General features: G+C 64.4%; 16 protein-coding genes. 4 read left to right on the top strand and 12 right to left on the bottom strand.

Annotated elements, in window-relative coordinates; all coding sequences use genetic code 11:
- Window positions 1-52: 52 nt before the first annotated feature.
- Window positions 53-505 carry a MaoC family dehydratase gene (locus RX329_RS10260; protein WP_026232656.1) on the top strand — a complete coding sequence of 151 codons (453 nt, stop codon included), beginning with the start codon at window positions 53-55 and terminating at the stop codon, window positions 503-505.
- Window positions 505-1,356, top strand: a complete 852-nt coding sequence (locus RX329_RS10255; RefSeq protein WP_317245821.1) for an HpcH/HpaI aldolase/citrate lyase family protein — start codon at window positions 505-507, stop codon at window positions 1,354-1,356. The genes RX329_RS10260 and RX329_RS10255 overlap by 1 nt, the downstream gene beginning before the upstream one ends.
- Window positions 1,357-1,542: 186 nt before the next feature.
- Here the strand turns inward: RX329_RS10255 and RX329_RS10250 are convergent, their stop codons facing one another.
- A complete protein-coding gene (locus RX329_RS10250) occupies window positions 1,543-2,340 on the bottom strand; it encodes a fumarylacetoacetate hydrolase family protein (RefSeq protein ID WP_085361511.1) in 798 nt (265 codons plus the stop codon).
- A 198-nt stretch (window positions 2,341-2,538) separates the two neighbouring features.
- Here RX329_RS10250 and RX329_RS10245 point away from each other — a divergent pair, with 198 nt between their 5' ends.
- Window positions 2,539-3,438, top strand: a complete 900-nt coding sequence (locus RX329_RS10245) for a LysR substrate-binding domain-containing protein (RefSeq protein WP_018454035.1) — start codon at window positions 2,539-2,541, stop codon at window positions 3,436-3,438.
- A gap of 105 nt (window positions 3,439-3,543) precedes the next feature.
- Here RX329_RS10245 and RX329_RS10240 read toward each other — a convergent pair whose 3' ends face one another.
- Window positions 3,544-4,656: a trypsin-like peptidase domain-containing protein gene (locus RX329_RS10240; RefSeq protein ID WP_018454034.1), complete on the bottom strand. Its 1,113-nt coding sequence runs from the start codon at window positions 4,654-4,656 to the stop codon at window positions 3,544-3,546.
- A 27-nt stretch (window positions 4,657-4,683) separates the two neighbouring features.
- Complete coding sequence (locus RX329_RS10235; RefSeq protein ID WP_317245820.1) at window positions 4,684-4,809, bottom strand: hypothetical protein; 126 nt, start codon at window positions 4,807-4,809, stop codon at window positions 4,684-4,686.
- Here RX329_RS10235 and RX329_RS10230 point away from each other — a divergent pair.
- Window positions 4,802-5,011 carry a hypothetical protein gene (locus RX329_RS10230; RefSeq protein ID WP_317245819.1) on the top strand — a complete coding sequence of 70 codons (210 nt, stop codon included), beginning with the start codon at window positions 4,802-4,804 and terminating at the stop codon, window positions 5,009-5,011. The genes RX329_RS10235 and RX329_RS10230 overlap by 8 nt on opposite strands.
- A gap of 262 nt (window positions 5,012-5,273) precedes the next feature.
- On the opposite strand, the gene RX329_RS10225 is transcribed toward RX329_RS10230, so the two are convergent.
- The 9 genes from RX329_RS10225 to RX329_RS10185 form a co-directional block, all read right to left on the bottom strand.
- A complete protein-coding gene (locus RX329_RS10225; protein ID WP_018454031.1) occupies window positions 5,274-5,735 on the bottom strand; it encodes an Hsp20 family protein in 462 nt (153 codons plus the stop codon).
- Window positions 5,736-5,975: 240 nt separating this feature from the next.
- Window positions 5,976-7,466: an amidase gene (locus tag RX329_RS10220; RefSeq protein ID WP_247475587.1), complete on the bottom strand. Its 1,491-nt coding sequence runs from the start codon at window positions 7,464-7,466 to the stop codon at window positions 5,976-5,978.
- Window positions 7,467-7,483: 17 nt separating this feature from the next.
- Window positions 7,484-8,281 (bottom strand): FAD binding domain-containing protein, encoded by a 798-nt coding sequence (locus tag RX329_RS10215; RefSeq protein ID WP_204512138.1) that lies wholly within the window; start codon window positions 8,279-8,281, stop codon window positions 7,484-7,486.
- A gap of 11 nt (window positions 8,282-8,292) precedes the next feature.
- Window positions 8,293-10,680 (bottom strand): xanthine dehydrogenase family protein molybdopterin-binding subunit, encoded by a 2,388-nt coding sequence (locus tag RX329_RS10210; protein ID WP_317245817.1) that lies wholly within the window; start codon window positions 10,678-10,680, stop codon window positions 8,293-8,295.
- Window positions 10,681-10,682: 2 nt separating this feature from the next.
- On the bottom strand, window positions 10,683-11,174 hold the full coding sequence (locus RX329_RS10205) for a (2Fe-2S)-binding protein (RefSeq protein WP_201263837.1): 492 nt from the start codon (window positions 11,172-11,174) through the stop codon (window positions 10,683-10,685).
- Window positions 11,175-11,195: 21 nt separating this feature from the next.
- Window positions 11,196-12,302 carry an ABC transporter ATP-binding protein gene (locus RX329_RS10200; RefSeq protein ID WP_317245815.1) on the bottom strand — a complete coding sequence of 369 codons (1,107 nt, stop codon included), beginning with the start codon at window positions 12,300-12,302 and terminating at the stop codon, window positions 11,196-11,198.
- 8 nt (window positions 12,303-12,310) lie between these two features.
- Window positions 12,311-13,213, bottom strand: a complete 903-nt coding sequence (locus RX329_RS10195) for an ABC transporter permease (RefSeq protein ID WP_018454025.1) — start codon at window positions 13,211-13,213, stop codon at window positions 12,311-12,313.
- On the bottom strand, window positions 13,210-14,127 hold the full coding sequence (locus RX329_RS10190) for an ABC transporter permease (RefSeq protein ID WP_204512142.1): 918 nt from the start codon (window positions 14,125-14,127) through the stop codon (window positions 13,210-13,212). The genes RX329_RS10195 and RX329_RS10190 overlap by 4 nt, the downstream gene beginning before the upstream one ends.
- A gap of 55 nt (window positions 14,128-14,182) precedes the next feature.
- Window positions 14,183-15,532: a PotD/PotF family extracellular solute-binding protein gene (locus RX329_RS10185; RefSeq protein ID WP_018454023.1), complete on the bottom strand. Its 1,350-nt coding sequence runs from the start codon at window positions 15,530-15,532 to the stop codon at window positions 14,183-14,185.
- Window positions 15,533-15,612 lie beyond the last annotated feature (80 nt).

The raw sequence follows: 15,612 nt of genomic DNA, 5'->3' as shown, positions 1-15,612 counted from the left end.
CATGCGGCGCGAGGATGCGAGCGCGCCGTTATTTCGCAGGGAGGAAACCGCGATGGCCGGACTTTATTTCGAGGAGTTTTCGGTGGGCCAGGAGTTCAGGCATCCCCTGACGCGGACCGTCACGGAGATGGACAACACCCTGTTCAGCCTGCTGACGCTCAATCCGCAGCCGCTGCACATCGACGCACATTTTTCGGCCCAGACCGAGTTCGGCCAGCGCATTTTCAACAGCCTTTACACCCTCGGCATCATGATCGGCATGACGGTCTATGATACGACCATGGGGACCACCGTTGCCAATCTCGGCATGACGGACGTCACTTTTCCGAAACCGGTCTTCCATGGCGATACGCTGCGGGCGACGACAAAGGTGCTTTCGTTGCGGGAATCCAAATCGCGCCCCAAGGCGGGCATCGTCGAGTTCGAGCACCACGCTCTCAACCAGAACGACGAGATCGTCGGCAAATGCCGCCGCATGGCGATGATGCACAAGAGGCCGGTCTGATGCGTTCGATGCTGTTCGTGCCGGGCGACTCCCCGCGCAAATTCGAGAAGGCCAGCGAAGGCAACGCCGACGCGCTGATCATCGATCTCGAAGATTCCGTCGTCACCGACAAGAAGCCGGAGGCGCGCGGGTTGACGCTGACGATGCTGAAGGGCCGCAACAAGCCCCACCAGCTCTATGTCCGCGTCAACGCGCTCGACACCGGCATGACGCTCGCCGACCTTGCCGCGGTGATTCCGGGCCAGCCCGACGGCATCGTGCTGCCGAAATCGCAGGGCGGCGACGACGTGCGACGGGTCGCGACCTGGCTGGAAGCTTTGGAAGCTGCGGCTGGTATCGCCATTGGCTCAACACGCATCGTCTGCGTCGCGACCGAAACCGCAGCTTCGATCTTCGGGCTCGGCAGCTACAAGGGCTGCTCTCCTCGCCTCGCGGGCCTGATGTGGGGCGCGGAAGATCTCTCGGCCTCGCTCGGCGCGACCGAGAAAGCGGCGGGCGGCGTGTTCCACAGCCCTTATCGTCTGGCCCGCGATCTCTGCCTGATGGCGGCCGCCGCGGCCGAAGTCGCGCCGATCGACACCGTCTATACCGACATCGACAATCTCACCGGACTCGAACAGGAAACGCGCGCGGCGCGGCGTGACGGTTTTTCGGCGAAAGCGCTGATCCATCCCAAGCACGTCGACGTGGTCAACGCGGCGTTCGAGCCGACCGAGGCCGAGCGCAATTGGGCCGAGAAGGTGATCGCGGCGTTCGCGAGCAATCCGAACTCCGGCACGCTGCGCCTCGACGGCCAGATGATCGACAAGCCGCATCTTCGCGCCGCAAAGAAGATCCTCGGCCAGAGTTAGATCAGGACGCCGCGCTGCGACAGATGGGATCGAAGCCACTCTCAGCGTCGTCGTGGCCGGGCTTGTCCCGGCCATCCAGGGCTTCCACGCAACCGGCACCCAAAACGTGGATGCCCGGGACAAGCCCGGGCATGACGAAGCGAAACGTCCGGCCCCTCACTTTCCGCAGGCGGGGAGAGGGGAGCGTTAGACGATCTTGATCGACATATCCGGCAAGCCGTCGAGCTTGCACAACAGCACGTCGCCCTTCACGACCGGGCCGACATTCTCCGGCGTGCCGGAATAGATGATGTCGCCGGCCTTCAGCTCGAACGCTTCCGACAGTTTTGCGATTTGCTCGGCCACGCTCCAGATCATCTTGCTGAGATCCGAGCTCTGCTTCACCGTCCCGTTGATCGCCAGCGAGATGGCGCCCTTGTCGAAATGCCCGGTCTTGCTGGCCGGGTGGATCGGGCCGATCACCGCGGCGTGGTCAAAGCTCTTGCCGATCTCCCACGGCTTCTTCTCCGCGGCCATCCCGTTCTGGAGATCGCGCCGGGTCATGTCGAGGCCGAGCGCGTAGCCATAGACGTGGTCGAGCGCCTTCTCGGCCGGGATGTTGCTGCCGCCGGATTTCAGCGCGGCGACCAGCTCGACCTCGTGGTGATAGTTCTTGGTCAGCGACGGATAGGGATGATCGGCGACTTCGCCCACGGCGACGTTCTGGATCGCGTCGGTGGGCTTCTGGAAGAAGAACGGCGGCTCGCGGTTCGGGTCCGAGCCGCGCTCGATCGCGTGCGCCGCGTAGTTGCGCCCGATGCAGTAGATGCGGCGGACCTGGAACACCTGAGTTTCGCCGACGATCGGGATGGTGACCATCGGCACTGGAAAGATCGGCTTCGGGCCGGCCTGCGCCGCGGCCGGCGCAACTTCCGCGATTGAGGCAGCACTTGCCGCCGCGGCAATTGCGAGCAGCTCCCGTCGCGTTGCTGATGTCTCTTTCATGGCTTGTGCTCCCTTTTTATGTTCGTTGGGCGCATAATGCGCGCCGAGCCGCCTGATAATCAATATTCAGTATGCCAGCAATGCTGGACCGGCACGTCGACTAATTTAGAACAGGCCGGCTGCAGCCGAGCCTTCCGAACCGGCTCCCTTTCACCCTAGCATGGAACTTGCATAAATTCTGGGCGACATGGACGCCGCATGAACCTCATCAGCCTCGATATCCGCATGCTCCGGTCGCTGATCTCCGTGGTCGAGACCGGCAGCATCACCGAGACCGCGCGGCGGCTGGGCCGCACTCAGCCGGCGATCACTCTGCAATTGCAGCGGCTGGAGGAGCTCACCGGCAAGCAATTGTTCGAGCATGTCGGGCGCCGGCTCACGCTGAGCGAGGACGGCACCACGGTTCTCACCTACGCCAAATCCATCCTGAGGTTGCATGACGAATTGATTTCGCAGCTGGCGTCACAGGAGATCGAGGGTCAGGTCGTGCTCGGCACGCCCGACCTCTATGCCGCCTTCATGCTGCCGCAGATCCTCAGCGTGTTCCGAAAATCATTCCCGCGCGTCCAGGTCGAGCTCAATTGCGCGCTCTCGACGCCGCTGGTGGGCCTCGTCAAGCGCGGCGATGTCGACATCGCGCTCGTCACCCGCATGAACGATTTTACGGGCGGCCAGGTGGTACGGCGCGAGCAACTGGTCTGGATGACCGGCGAGCAGTCCTCCGCGCACCAGGAACGGCCTATCCCGCTGGCGTTGCTGCCGCCCGGCAACATCTATCGCGACTACGCGATTGACACGCTGGAACGTGCGAATCTGCGCTGGCGCATCGCCTGCGTCAGCGAAAGCGTCGGCGGCCTCCAGGCGGCGGCCTTCGCCGGCATGGCCGTGACCGTACTCGGCCGCAGCGCGCTGGTGCCGGCGATGCGCGAGATCGGCCCGAACGAGGGCCTGCCGCCGCTGCCGAAGATCGAGCTGCTGCTTTACAAGTCGAGCGGCGCGACCTCGAAGGCGGCGACCGCCTTGCACGACTATCTCGCGCACTATCTGCGCCTCGACGAGGAGCTCAGCGGCCGCGGCGAGCCGATCGAGCTGGGATAAAGCCATCCGGACGTTCGCGCAGCGGTCGTCCCAAACTGCGTCCCGGGTCCACGATCGCAGACAAAGAGCGACCGGCTTGCTGCGGTGATATCCTCTTTGATTGGCCTAGCGAACGAGGCGGTTGCTTCCTGCATTGGCATTGCGCGGCTCGGTTGCTGGAGCCACTCGGACGAGGACCGTGAGCGGTGTGCCGTTGCGCAGCAGAGCGAGCTTCACCTCGTCGCCGACCCGCGCAAGACCAATGGTATTGCGCAGCTGCGCGGCGGTGCGGATCGGGCGGCCCTCCGCCGTGGTGACAATGTCGCCCTTGTGCAGGCCAGCCTTCTCGGCCGGCGAATCCGCGGCAACTTCGGCGATGAGCGCGCCTTCGGTGCGTCCCTTGTTGACGGACGGGTGGAGGTCCTTCAGCGAAATGCCGATGCGACCGCGCTCGACCCTGCCGGTGGCGATGATCTGCTCCATCACCTTGCGCGCCATGTTGACGGGAATGGCAAAGCCAATACCGACATTGCCGCCAGCGGGCGAGATGATGGCCGAATTTATGCCGACCAGTTCGCCCTGCAGGCTGACCAGCGCGCCGCCGGAATTGCCGGGATTGATAGCGGCGTCGGTCTGAATGAAGTCTTCATAACCCTGCTTGCCGAGGCCGGTTCGGCCTAGGGCGCTGACGAGGCCCGACGTCACCGTCTGGCCGAGGCCGAAGGGATTGCCGATCGCGAGCACGAAGTCCCCGACTTCCAGTGCGTCGCTGTCACCGAGGGGAAGCGCCTTCAGTCCGGTCGGATTCTGGATCTGGAGCACGGCGACGTCCGTCGGCGAGTCGCGGCCGACGACCTTTGCGGAAAACTGCCGGCCGTCCTTGGTCGTGATCTGGAGGGCGGAGGTGCCTTCGACCACGTGGTTGTTGGTCAGCACGTAGCCGCTCCGGGCATCGACGATCACGCCGGAGCCGGTCGCGCTGACTTCCTTCTCGATCTGCCTCGGAACGTCGAAGAATTCGCGGAACAGCGGGTCACGATAGAGCGGATTGTCCTCGCGTACCCGGCCGTGCACCGAGATGTTGACCACCGCCGGCGTCACCTGCCGAACCAGAGGCGCCAAAGTCGGCACCGAGCCGCCCGGCTTCAGATCGGGGATCTGGCCTGCGGCGGGATGTGACGCCGTCAGTATCAGCACCAGCAACGCAAGCGAGAACGAACGCATTGCAATCGTCTTCATGACCTGTCGCATCGTCTGAGATTGAAATCAGAGAGCCGCTTCACGTTTGTCTGGCGGCACGTCGAGCCAGCCTTGCAAGGCTAAAAATGGAATGGCCCAGGCCGCGGAGACCTGGCCGACCAGCACCAGAGCAAGAACCTCCTGCGTGAGCATCACGCGCCTCGCCGTTCTGCGGCGGCCCAAGGCGCCGCAGGCGCATCGGGACGCCGCCGCCGCGCGGCGGGTCGTCGTCATTGTCGCCGTCGAGCCGGCGCAGGGCCGCGAGAATATCGGCGAGCCGAATCGTATGGTTCATGCCGGGAATTTCACGCAAAGCGGGACAGGATTCGACCGCGTACATGTCGGACGCCCATGACGACAGGATGATCCGCTTCTCCGGCGTGGAGAGCTCCTTTGCATTCAGGACATCCGCGGGCGAACCGTAGTGAACCGCGGGATGAAACAGCGGGTTGAGATTTCCGGAATTCGTATTCACGTTTGTCATCGGTTGGGCCTCCCCTGACGCTCCTTTCGAAGGGATGGATGTGCTGATGATCGAATGGCCGTTCTCTCATGCATGTGGGAGCGCGGCGCGCATATCTGAGCGCCGCGTTCCACCATTCCCCTCGATCGAGCGCTTAGGCTGCTTTCTTCTGCTCGATCTGAGTTGCAGGAGAGGCCGCGCCCGCGATCTGGATCCGGCGCGGCTTCATCGCTTCCGGAACCTCACGGACGAGGTCGATGATCAAGAGGCCGTCCTGGAAGGACGCCTGCTTCACCTGGACATAATCGGCCAGGTTGAACACGCGCCGGAACGGCCGTGCGGCGATACCCTGGTACAGATATTCGCCCGTCGCGCCTTCGGGCTTCTTGCCCTCGACGGTCAGCGCATTCTGTTCGGCCGTCACCGTGATATCGTTGACGCCAAAGCCCGCCACAGCGAGGCTGATCCGGTAGTGATCTTCGCCGGAGCGTTCGATGTTATAGGGGGGATAGTTGTCTTCGCTCGCCTGGCGCAGCGCGCTGTCGACGAGACCGGCCAGATGATCGAAGCCGACGGTGGAGCGCCACAGGGGCGCGAAGTCAAACGTGGTCCTCATAACCAAGTCCTCCAAGAGCAAGATGGATACGAAGGAGCGCAGGACAGGGTTTTAGACGGGTCCAAAGACACCGGCCCGGCGCCCGCTCCGGGCCCCTCGCGGGCACCCGGCACACCGCTCTCGCGGCGAAAATGACTTAGAAGAACGCAAGTCGACTTCAAGAGGGCCCCTCGAAAAATTTTTTGGGGCGCAGAGGCCAACCGGGAGGACGCGGCCGGCCGGTTCCAGGCCGGGTTCGGCTCACGCCTTCACGCGGGCACGGTCCGGTTCGCGCAACGTCAGCTGTGGCCAGAACGCCGCCCATGGCTGGGCCGCTTCGAACGCAGCGGCGATGCGGAAGATCATGGGCTCGTCGAGCCAGGGAGCGACGATCTGCAAGCCGATCGGCAGCCCATCGCGATCGAAGCCGCAGGGCAGCGTCGCGGCCGGGAGGCCGGCGAGATTGATCGGCCAGGTGAAGGGCGACCAGCCGAGATGCGGATCGACCTTGCCGCCGTCGATCGTGTCGACGCCGAGGCGGCCGGCCTCGAACGCGGTCACCGCGACGGTCGGCGTCACCAGCGCATCGACTCGCTCGAACAGCTTCAGGAAGCTGCTGCGAGCCTGGGCGCGGCGATACCCTGCTTCGATATAGTCCGTGCCGCTGTAGCGCCTGCCGGCACTGATGACGTCAAGATAATCTGCTTCGGAGCTGGCGAGATCGGCCGTGGTCTTGCTCGAGACCGCGCCCGCCTGTTCGGTAAAGGCGATCGGCTTCAGCGTGTGCTCCAGGATCCCGGGATCGAGGCCCGGACCATCCATGGTGACCTGCGCGCCGCAGGCATCGAGAATGGCCAGCCCCTTGCCGAACGCCGCGCGCACATCGGGGCTGACCGCGGCGTAGCCGAGATCGACGCTGGCGCCGATGCGAATGCCGTTCAACGGCGCGGCCTTCGTATCGAACCGACGCGCCGCCACCGGCAGGCTTGCGGGATCGCGCAGATCGTAAGCAGCGATGATCTCCAGCGTCAACGCGGCATCCGCGACCGTGCGCGTAATCGGCCCGGTATGCGCGAGCGAGCCCCAGGACGGTGGCGAGAAGCCGGGCGAACGGGGCACCAGGCCAAAGGTCGGCTTCAGGCCAAACACACCGCAGAAGGACGAGGGCACGCGGATCGAGCCGACCCCATCGGTTCCGATCGCGATCGGACCGCAGCCGGCGGCAACGCCCGCCGCCGCGCCGCCGCTCGATCCGCCACTGGTGCGACCCGGGTTCCAGGGATTGCGCGTGGTGCCGGTGACCGGGCTGTCCGCCGTCAACTTGTAACCGGACTCGCAGGTCGTGGTCTTGCAGGTGACGATCGCACCCGCTTCCTTCAGCGCTGAGACAACCGCCGCGTCGACATCGGGCACGAACGCCTTGTTCATCGGTGAGCCGCCATAGGCCGGCACGCCCGCGACAAAGACCAGGTCCTTGATCGTGACGGGGACACCGGCGAGCGCTCCCTTGGTCTCGCCGGCGCGCATCTCCCTGGTGAGACGGTCGGCCTCCGCCCTCGCCTGCCCGTACATCGGCGTCACCACCGCGTTGCAGGCCTCGTTCGTCGCCTCCAGTGCGGCAATGGTGTCGTCGACGACATCGCGCGGAGTGAACGCCTTGCGCCGGTAGCCGGCCAGGATCTCGGTTGCGGAAAGCGAGCCAAGGCCAGTCGGCACCGGCGGGAAGGCCGTTCGGCCGGAACCATCAGTCATCATCAACCCTAAAAGAGCTAGCTGAGCGCCGCGTCGACGGCGCGCTTGGCCATGACCGTGACGAGATGTGCACGGTAGTCGGCTTCGGCGTGGATATCGGAGGTGAGACCGTCGGTGTCGATCCTGATCGCCGCGATCGCGGACGGATCGAAATTTCGCGACAGTGCTTCTTCCATCGGGGGAACGCGGAATACGCCGGAGCCCGCGCCGGTCACGGCGACGCGAACACCATCGGCGAATTTCGCGACGAACACGCCGACCAGCGCATAGCGCGACGCCGGCGCCTTGAACTTGGCGTAGCCCGCCCTGAGCGGCACGGGAAAGCGGATCGCCGTGATGATCTCGCCAGGTTCAAGCGCGGTCTCGAACAGACCACGGAAGAACCCGTCGGCCGCGATCTCGCGCGTGCTGGTGACGACGGTCGCGCCCAATCCGAGCACACCTGCCGGATAATCGGCCGACGGATCGTTGTTCGCGACGGAGCCACCGATAGTGCCGCGGATGCGTACGGCGGGATCGCCGATCATCGAGGCTAGCGCGGCGAGACCCGGGATCTTCGTCTGCACCAGCTTCGAGGCTGCTACCATGGCATGTGGCGTCATTGCACCGATGGTGATGGTGCCGCCGTCGTTGGTGATGCCCTTCAGATCTCCGAGCCTCGACAGGTCGACTAGGGCTGGCGGACTGGCGAGCCGCTGCTTCAGCGTCGGGATCAGCGTCATGCCGCCGGCGAGGAGCTTGCTGTCTTCGATCGAGGTCAGCAGTTTGGCAGCGTCGGGAATCCGGTCCGGCTGGTGATAGGCAAACGGCTTCATTGTCATCCTCCCTATTCCGCAGCGACCGGCAGCGACGCGTTCTGCAGCAGGCGCCAGATCCGGTTCGGCGTTGCCGGCATGTCGACATGGGTGACGCCGAGATGCGACAGCGCATCGACCACCGCGTTGATGACGGCGGCCGGCGAACCGATGGTGCCGACCTCGCCGCAGCCCTTCACGCCCATCGGCGTGTGCGTACACAGCGTCGAATGGGTCGCGATGTTCATCATCGGCATGTGGTCGGCGCGCGGCATGCAATAGTCCATCAGCGAGCCCGATAGCAGCTGGCCCGAGCCCTCGTCATAGACCGCGTTCTCGTACAGCGCCTGACCGACGCCCTGCACGATGCCGCCGTGCAACTGGCCCTCCACGATCATCGGGTTGATGACAGTGCCGACGTCGTCCACCGCGGTGTAATTGACCAGCGTCACCGTGCCGGTCTCCGGGTCGATCTCGACCTCGGCAATGTGGCAGCCGCCGGGATAGGTGAAGTTGACGGGATCATAATAAGCCTGCTCTTCGAGCCCCGGCTCCAGCACTTCGAGCGGATAGTCGTGCGGCACGTAGGCGGCGCCCGCGATCTCCTCGAACGTCCTCATGCGGTCGGTGCCTGCGACCGAGAATTTTCCAGCCTCGAACTGGATATCCACTTCGGCCGCTTCAAGCAGATGCGCCGCGATCTTCTTGCCTTTCGCGACCACCTTGTCCGTCGCCTTCGACAGCGCCGCGCCGCCGACCACCAGCGAACGCGAGCCATAGGTGCCCATGCCGAACTGCACGCGATCGGTATCGCCGAACACGATGTCGACATTGTCAAACGCGACGCCGAGCTTTTCCGAGACGATCTGGGCGAACGTCGTCTCGTGGCCCTGGCCGTGATTGTGGGTGCCGATCATGACCGTGACCTGGCCGGTCGGATGCACCCGCACCGTGGCGCTCTCATAGAGCCCGCCCCGCGCGCCCAATCGTCCCGCGAAGCGCGACGGCGCGAGGCCGCAGGCCTCGACATAGGTCGAGTAGCCGAGCCCGCGGAATTTGCCCCTGCGCGCCGACTCCGCCTTGCGGATACCGAAATTCTTGACGTCGGCCGCGACAAGAGCGCCGTCGAGACACCCCATCGGATCGCCGGAATCGTACTGCACCAGCACCGGCGTCTGGTACGGATAAGCCTCCTTCGGGATCATGTTGCGTCGGCGGATCTCGACGCGGTCGATGCCCATCTCGCTGGCTGCGACGTCGACGATGCGCTCCAACACGAAAGTCGCCTCGGGCCGGCCTGCGCCGCGATAGGCGTCGACCGGAACGGTGTTGGTGAACACCACCTTCACGTTGCAGTAGATTGCCGGCGTGGTGTAGACGCCACCGAGCAACGGTCCGTAGAGATTGGTCGGGATGTTCGGTCCGAAGGTCGAGAGATAGCCGCCCATATTGGCGAGCGTGTTGACACGGAAGGCCAGAAACTTTCCGGTCTCGTCCAGTGCGAGTTCGGCCTCGGTGACGTGATCGCGGCCGTGGCGATCGGAGACGTAGCCTTCCGACCGGCTCGCGACCCATTTGATCGGCCGCATCACGCGCTTGGCGGCCCAGGTGATCACGGCCTCTTCGCCGTAGTGGAACTGCTTGACGCCGAAGCCGCCGCCGACATCGGGCGCGACCACGCGCAGCTTGTGCTGCGGAATGTTCAGCACCAGCGCGCCCATCAAGAAGCGCACGACATGCGGGAACTGGCTGGTGGTCCACAGCGTGAAGCGATCCGTGCCGGGCTCGTATTCGGCGATCGCCGCGCGCGGCTCCATCGGGTTGCCGATCAGCCGGTTGTTGACGAGGCTGAGCTTTGCGACATGGGCCGCCTTCCGGAAGGCGGTCTCGACCGCGGCCTTGTCGCCGAGCTCCCAATCGCAACAGATGTTGTTCGGAACGTCGTCGAACAGTTGCGGCGCGCCGGGCCGCACGGCTTCGAGCACGCCGACCACCGAGGGCAGCACCTCGTAATCGACTGTCAGCAGCTCGGCTGCCGCGCCGGCCTGCGCCGGCGTCTCCGCGACGACGAAGGCCACCATGTCGCCGACGAAGCGCACCTTGCCCTGCGCCAGCATCGGGAACGGCGGCTCCTTCATCGGCACGCCCTTGGCATCCGAGATACCCCAGCCGCAGGGCAGCGACCCCAGCTTGTCGGCGGCGGCATCCTCGCCGGTCAGCACCGCGATGACGCCGGGCGATGCCAGGGCCGCACTCTTGTCGATGCCGCGCAGGATCGCGTGTCCGTGCGGCGAGCGCACGAACACACCCGCCGTCATGCCCGGACGCTTGATGTCGGAGACGTAACTGCCGCGTCCGGTGAGGAAGCGCTGGTCCTCTTTCCGTTTAGGTGAAGCGCCGATCCCGATCACATGGCCCATGGTCACTCTCCCTTGGCCGCGTTCATGGCGGCGGCGCCTGCCATGACCGAGATGACGATGTTCTGATAGCCGGTGCAGCGGCAGATATTGCCTTCGAGGCCGTGACGGACGTCGGCCTCCGTCAGGTTCGGCTTCTCGGCCGCGAGCGCCACCGCCGTCATCAGCATGCCGGGTGTGCAAAAGCCGCATTGCAGACCGTGATGCTCGCGAAATGCCTCTTGCATCGGATGCAGCCGGTTCGAACCCGGCACACCTTGCAGGCCCTCGATGGTGAGCAGCGTCGCACCGTCGAGCGCGGGCGCAAGCAGCGTACAGCTCTTCACCGGCAGGCCGTCGAGGTGCACGACACAGGCGCCGCACTGGCTGGTGTCACAGCCGATATGGGTGCCGGTGAGGTTGAGCCGCTCGCGCAGCAGCTCGGCGACCAGCGTCGCCGGTTCGACATCCACAGTTGTCGGCCGTCCGTTGAGTGTGAAGGATATCTGCACGATCATACTCCTGTGCGCGACGGGTCTTTAGGCGAGTGGAAGCGCGCTGCCGGTGGCCCATGTGGCCATCACGACATCGCCGACGGTGAAGGGATCCGCGAAGAAAGTCTTTTCCGGCACGTAGGCCACGAACGCGTCGTCCGGCACGGTGTCGAGCATGACCTTGACGAAATAGCCCTGGTATTCGATCGCGAGCACGCGACTCGGCAGCGAGGTGGAGCAGCCCGGCGGCAGCTCCCTGCCCGGTCGGACCAGCGCGACATCGTCGCGGCGCACGGCGATGTCGATCTTGTCGCCGACGCTGACCGTGGGCCGCGCCTGAAGCGGGACCTCGATGCCGTCAGGCGCGGCCTGCGCGAGCGTAAAGGTCGAACCGTTGACCTTCTCGACCCGCCCCGACAGCACGTTCTGCCCGCCCATGAACTCGGCGACGTAACGATCGTGCGGATGGGCATAGACGTCGCGCGCCGCGCCCGCCTGCTTGATTCTGCCCTGCTCCATCACCACCACGAGATCGGCGAGCGCGATCGCCTCGAGCTGGGTGTGGGTGACGTGGATGAAGGTGATGCCGAGCTCCTGCTGCATCCGCCTGAGCTCCTGGCGCATCTGCACGCGGAGCTGCTCGTCGAGGGCGGACAGCGGCTCGTCGAGCAACAGGACCCTCGGCTCGGTGATCGCGGCACGCGCCAGCGCCACGCGCTGCTGCTGGCCGCCGGAGAGCTGCGCTGGAAGGCGGTCGGCGAATTGCGTCAGATGCACCTTCTCGATCATGGCATCGGCTGCGCGGAGGCGATCGGCCTTCGACATGCCGCGCACGCGGAGCGCAAAGGCGATGTTCTCGCGCACGGTGAGATGCGGGAACAACGCGTAGGACTGAAACATCATCGCGGTGCGCCGCTGCACCGGCGCGAGCCCGACGACGTTCTGGCCGCCGATCACGATCTCGCCGGCGGTCGGGTCCTCGTGGCCGGCGATCATGCGCAGTATCGTGGTCTTGCCGCAGCCGGAGGGGCCGATGAAGCAGCAATAGGCGCCGTCGGCGATCTTGAGGTTGACGCCGTCGACCACATTGCCGACTCCGTCAAAGCTCTTGCAGACGCCCGCCAGTTCGATATCGCCGCGATCGCTCTTCATTTCCCAGCTCAACCCTTTGTGCTGCTGCCGCGCTTCTTCTGGATCAGCACGATGCTGCCCAGGCTCGCGCCGATGACAATGAAGGAGACGATGGTAGTCACGGTGCCGAGCGCATAGAGCGAAGGCGAGGTGACGTTCAGCGTCATGCTCCAGATCTCCAGCGGCAGCGTGTTGAGCGAGCCCGCGGTCTGGAGGCTGCGGGCGAACTCGTCGTAGGAGAGCGTGAAGCCGAACAGCGCGACCGCCACCAGGCCGGGTGCCAGCACCGGGATCATCACCAGCCGGATCGACTGCCAACGGCTGGCGCCGAGGTCGTAGGCCGCCTCCTCCCAGACGTGGTTGAAGCGCGACATCACCGCGAACATCACGAGCACGCCGAACGGCAGCGTCCATGACAGTTGCGCGCCGAGCGCCGAGGTGTACCAGCTCGCATTGAGGCCGAGGGCCTGGAACAACAGACCGGTACCGAGGCCGAGCACGAGTCCCGGTGCGACCAGGCTGCCGATCATCATGTAGAACACGACGGTGTCGCCGCGAAAGCGCTTGCGAAAACCGAGCCCGGCCAGGAACGACACCACCACCGTGATGATAGTGACGATGATCGCGAGCTTGATCGAACGATCGAACGAGCCCTTGACGTCGCCGGTCCGCACTTGGGTGAAGAGATCGACGAACCAGTGCAGCGAAGTGCCCTTCATCGGGAACACGAGGCCGCCACGGATGTCCTGGAACGACAGGACGTAGATACAGAACATCGGGCCGTACAGCGCAATCACATAGAACGCGAACAGTGTCGCCAGAACATAGAACGTCCACGGCCGACCGCCCTTGCTCGGCGCAATCGCCTTTGTCACCGGCGCGATCGCCTTTGACACATCAGCCTTGGGCATGTCGGCGAGAACCGCACTCATCGCGTGATCTCCTGCCTGATGTCGACCGTGCGCAGGATCAGCGAGACGATCGCGACCAGCACCAGCGTCAGCAATACTGCGCTCGCCGCCGCGGTCGGATATTGCAGCACGCCGACATCCTCGTAGAAGGCGCTGACCACAGAGGCCGAGCCGCCGCCGGACATCACCTTGACCACGAAGAAATCGCCCATCACGATCGAGACGACGAAGATGGTGCCGAGGGCGATGCCGCTCTTGGACATCGGCACCACGATCAGCCGCATGATGTCGAAACGACTGGCGCCGGCATCGATCGCGGCCTCGATCAGCTTCTTGTCGATCCGTGCCATGGAATTGAAGATCGGCACGATCATGAAAATGGTGAGCTGATGGACATAGGCGATGACCACCGCAAGGTCGGAGAACAGCAGCACCTCAAGCGGCTGGCGGATCACACCGAGTCCCAGCAGCGCCTGGTTGATCAGGCCTTCCTTGCCGAGCAGCGGAATCCAGGAAATCATCCGGATGATGTTCGAGGTCCAGAACGGCACCGTGCAGAGCAGGAACAGGCCAATCGCCAGTAGTTGGTTGCGGACGTGGAAAACCAGGAAGTATGCGACGAAGAAGCCGATGATCAGCGTGAGGATCCAGGTCAGCAACGTGAACTTGATCGTCGCCAGATACAGCTTCAGCGTCAGCGCCGAATGCAGCACCTCGACATAGCTTGCGAGCGTGAAGCCCGGCGTCAGCCCGCCGAAGCCGTCGGTGGCGAAGAAGCTCGCGGCCAGCACGACCAGGATCGGCGCCACGAAGAACGGTACAAGCACCAGCACGAGCGGCGACACGTAGAGCCAGCCGGCGAGATTTGCGCGTGGTGGGGTTTGAGCTGGACTAAGACTTGGCTGCATGTCGGCAAACGCCTCGAAGTCGGTCATTTGGCACCGGCGCATCGCCGCGCCGGCGTTTCGTTCACGTCAGGGAAAGCAGGTTTCAGGCCACCTTGAAGTCGTTCCAGCGCTTGTTCATGTAGGCGGCTTCGTCCATCAGCGTGTTCCAGCAGGAGATGTTCTTGACGCGGTCGAGGAACGAGCCGCCGTCACGCTTGGTGCCGCTCTTCTCCATCGGCACGCCATAGGGGTCGTTGACCACCTCGGGCGCGGGCTGGCCCTCGTACCAGAATGCCCATTCGGCCGCCGTGAGGAATTTCTTCGCAGTCGAGGGGACCGGGCTGTAATAGCCGTAGCGCGCGACGAAACCGCCCTGCCAGCCCGACAGATACCAGTTGAGATATTCGTAGGCCGCGTCCAGCTTCTTGCCGGAGAGATGTTTCATCAGGCCCATGCCGTTGCACCAGCCGCGATAGCCTTCCTTTCCGTTCTTGATGTTGACCGGCGCGTAGACGCAGGGGATTTCCTTCACGCGTACCGCGGCAACCGCCGGCGACCACATCGACTGGATGACCACTTCGCCCGCCGCCATCAGCTGCACCGACTGGTCGAAGGTGGTCCAGGTCGCGCGGAACTGGCCCTGCTTCTTGAGCTCGATCAGCTTGTTGCAGGTGAAGTCGATCTCCTCCTTGGTCATGTTGCCTTTGTTTCCGTACTTGATCAGCCCGGCGCTTTCGAAGCACAGCGCGGCGTCCATGATGCCGATCGCGGGCACGTCGAGGATCGCGGCCTTGCCTTTGAATTTCGGATCGATCAGATCCTTCCATTCCGTGACTTCATGGCCGACGAGGTCGGGGCGATAGCCGATGGAGTCGGCGTTGTAGACCTGCGGCAGGAAGGTCGCCCATTCGGTCACGCCGTCGCTCAAATCGGTCGAATCGGGCTTGGCGATATACATGGCCTCGTAGGGCGAGATGCCCTGGCGCGGGATCTTGTGACCGTCGATCTCGCCCTTGGTAAAGATCGGCAGGATGTTGTCGAACTCCTTGACCTTCTTGACCTCGATGCCCTGGATCACGCCGCGCTTGGCAGCGAGCTTGGCCTGCCAGCCCTCGAGATCGGCGATATCGACCGTATTTGGCTGGCTTATGAAGCGGTTGATGGCGGCGGAGGTGTCGAGGTTCTGCATCGTCACCTTGAAGCCGAGATCCTTGGCCGCCTGGTCGCCGATCGCCTTCACCACCGAATAGGACACGCCGACATGGCGCAGCTCGATATCCTTGATCTCCTGCGCCCAGATGGTCGGGAATCCGCGGATCGCGTCCGATCCTGCAGCCGCGCCGGCCACCGCCGCGGCGCCCTTCAACAGCGTGCGCCTGCTCAGCTTTTTCGCAGACTTGTCGCTCGTCCCCGCCGGATTGGCAGTGGATGTCCCCTTGTCCCTGTCAAGCATGGCAACCCTCGTTGGCTACAATGAACGTGCGCACCGGTCGCCATTGACCGGCTGCGGATGTGATCAATTGCGAGGGAGGC

Source organism: Bradyrhizobium sp. BWC-3-1, from assembly GCF_032917965.1.
GTDB classification, from domain to species: domain Bacteria; phylum Pseudomonadota; class Alphaproteobacteria; order Rhizobiales; family Xanthobacteraceae; genus Bradyrhizobium; species Bradyrhizobium canariense_D.
Note: the sequence above shows the minus strand (reverse complement) of the source record. Positions and strands in the feature narration are given on the sequence as shown.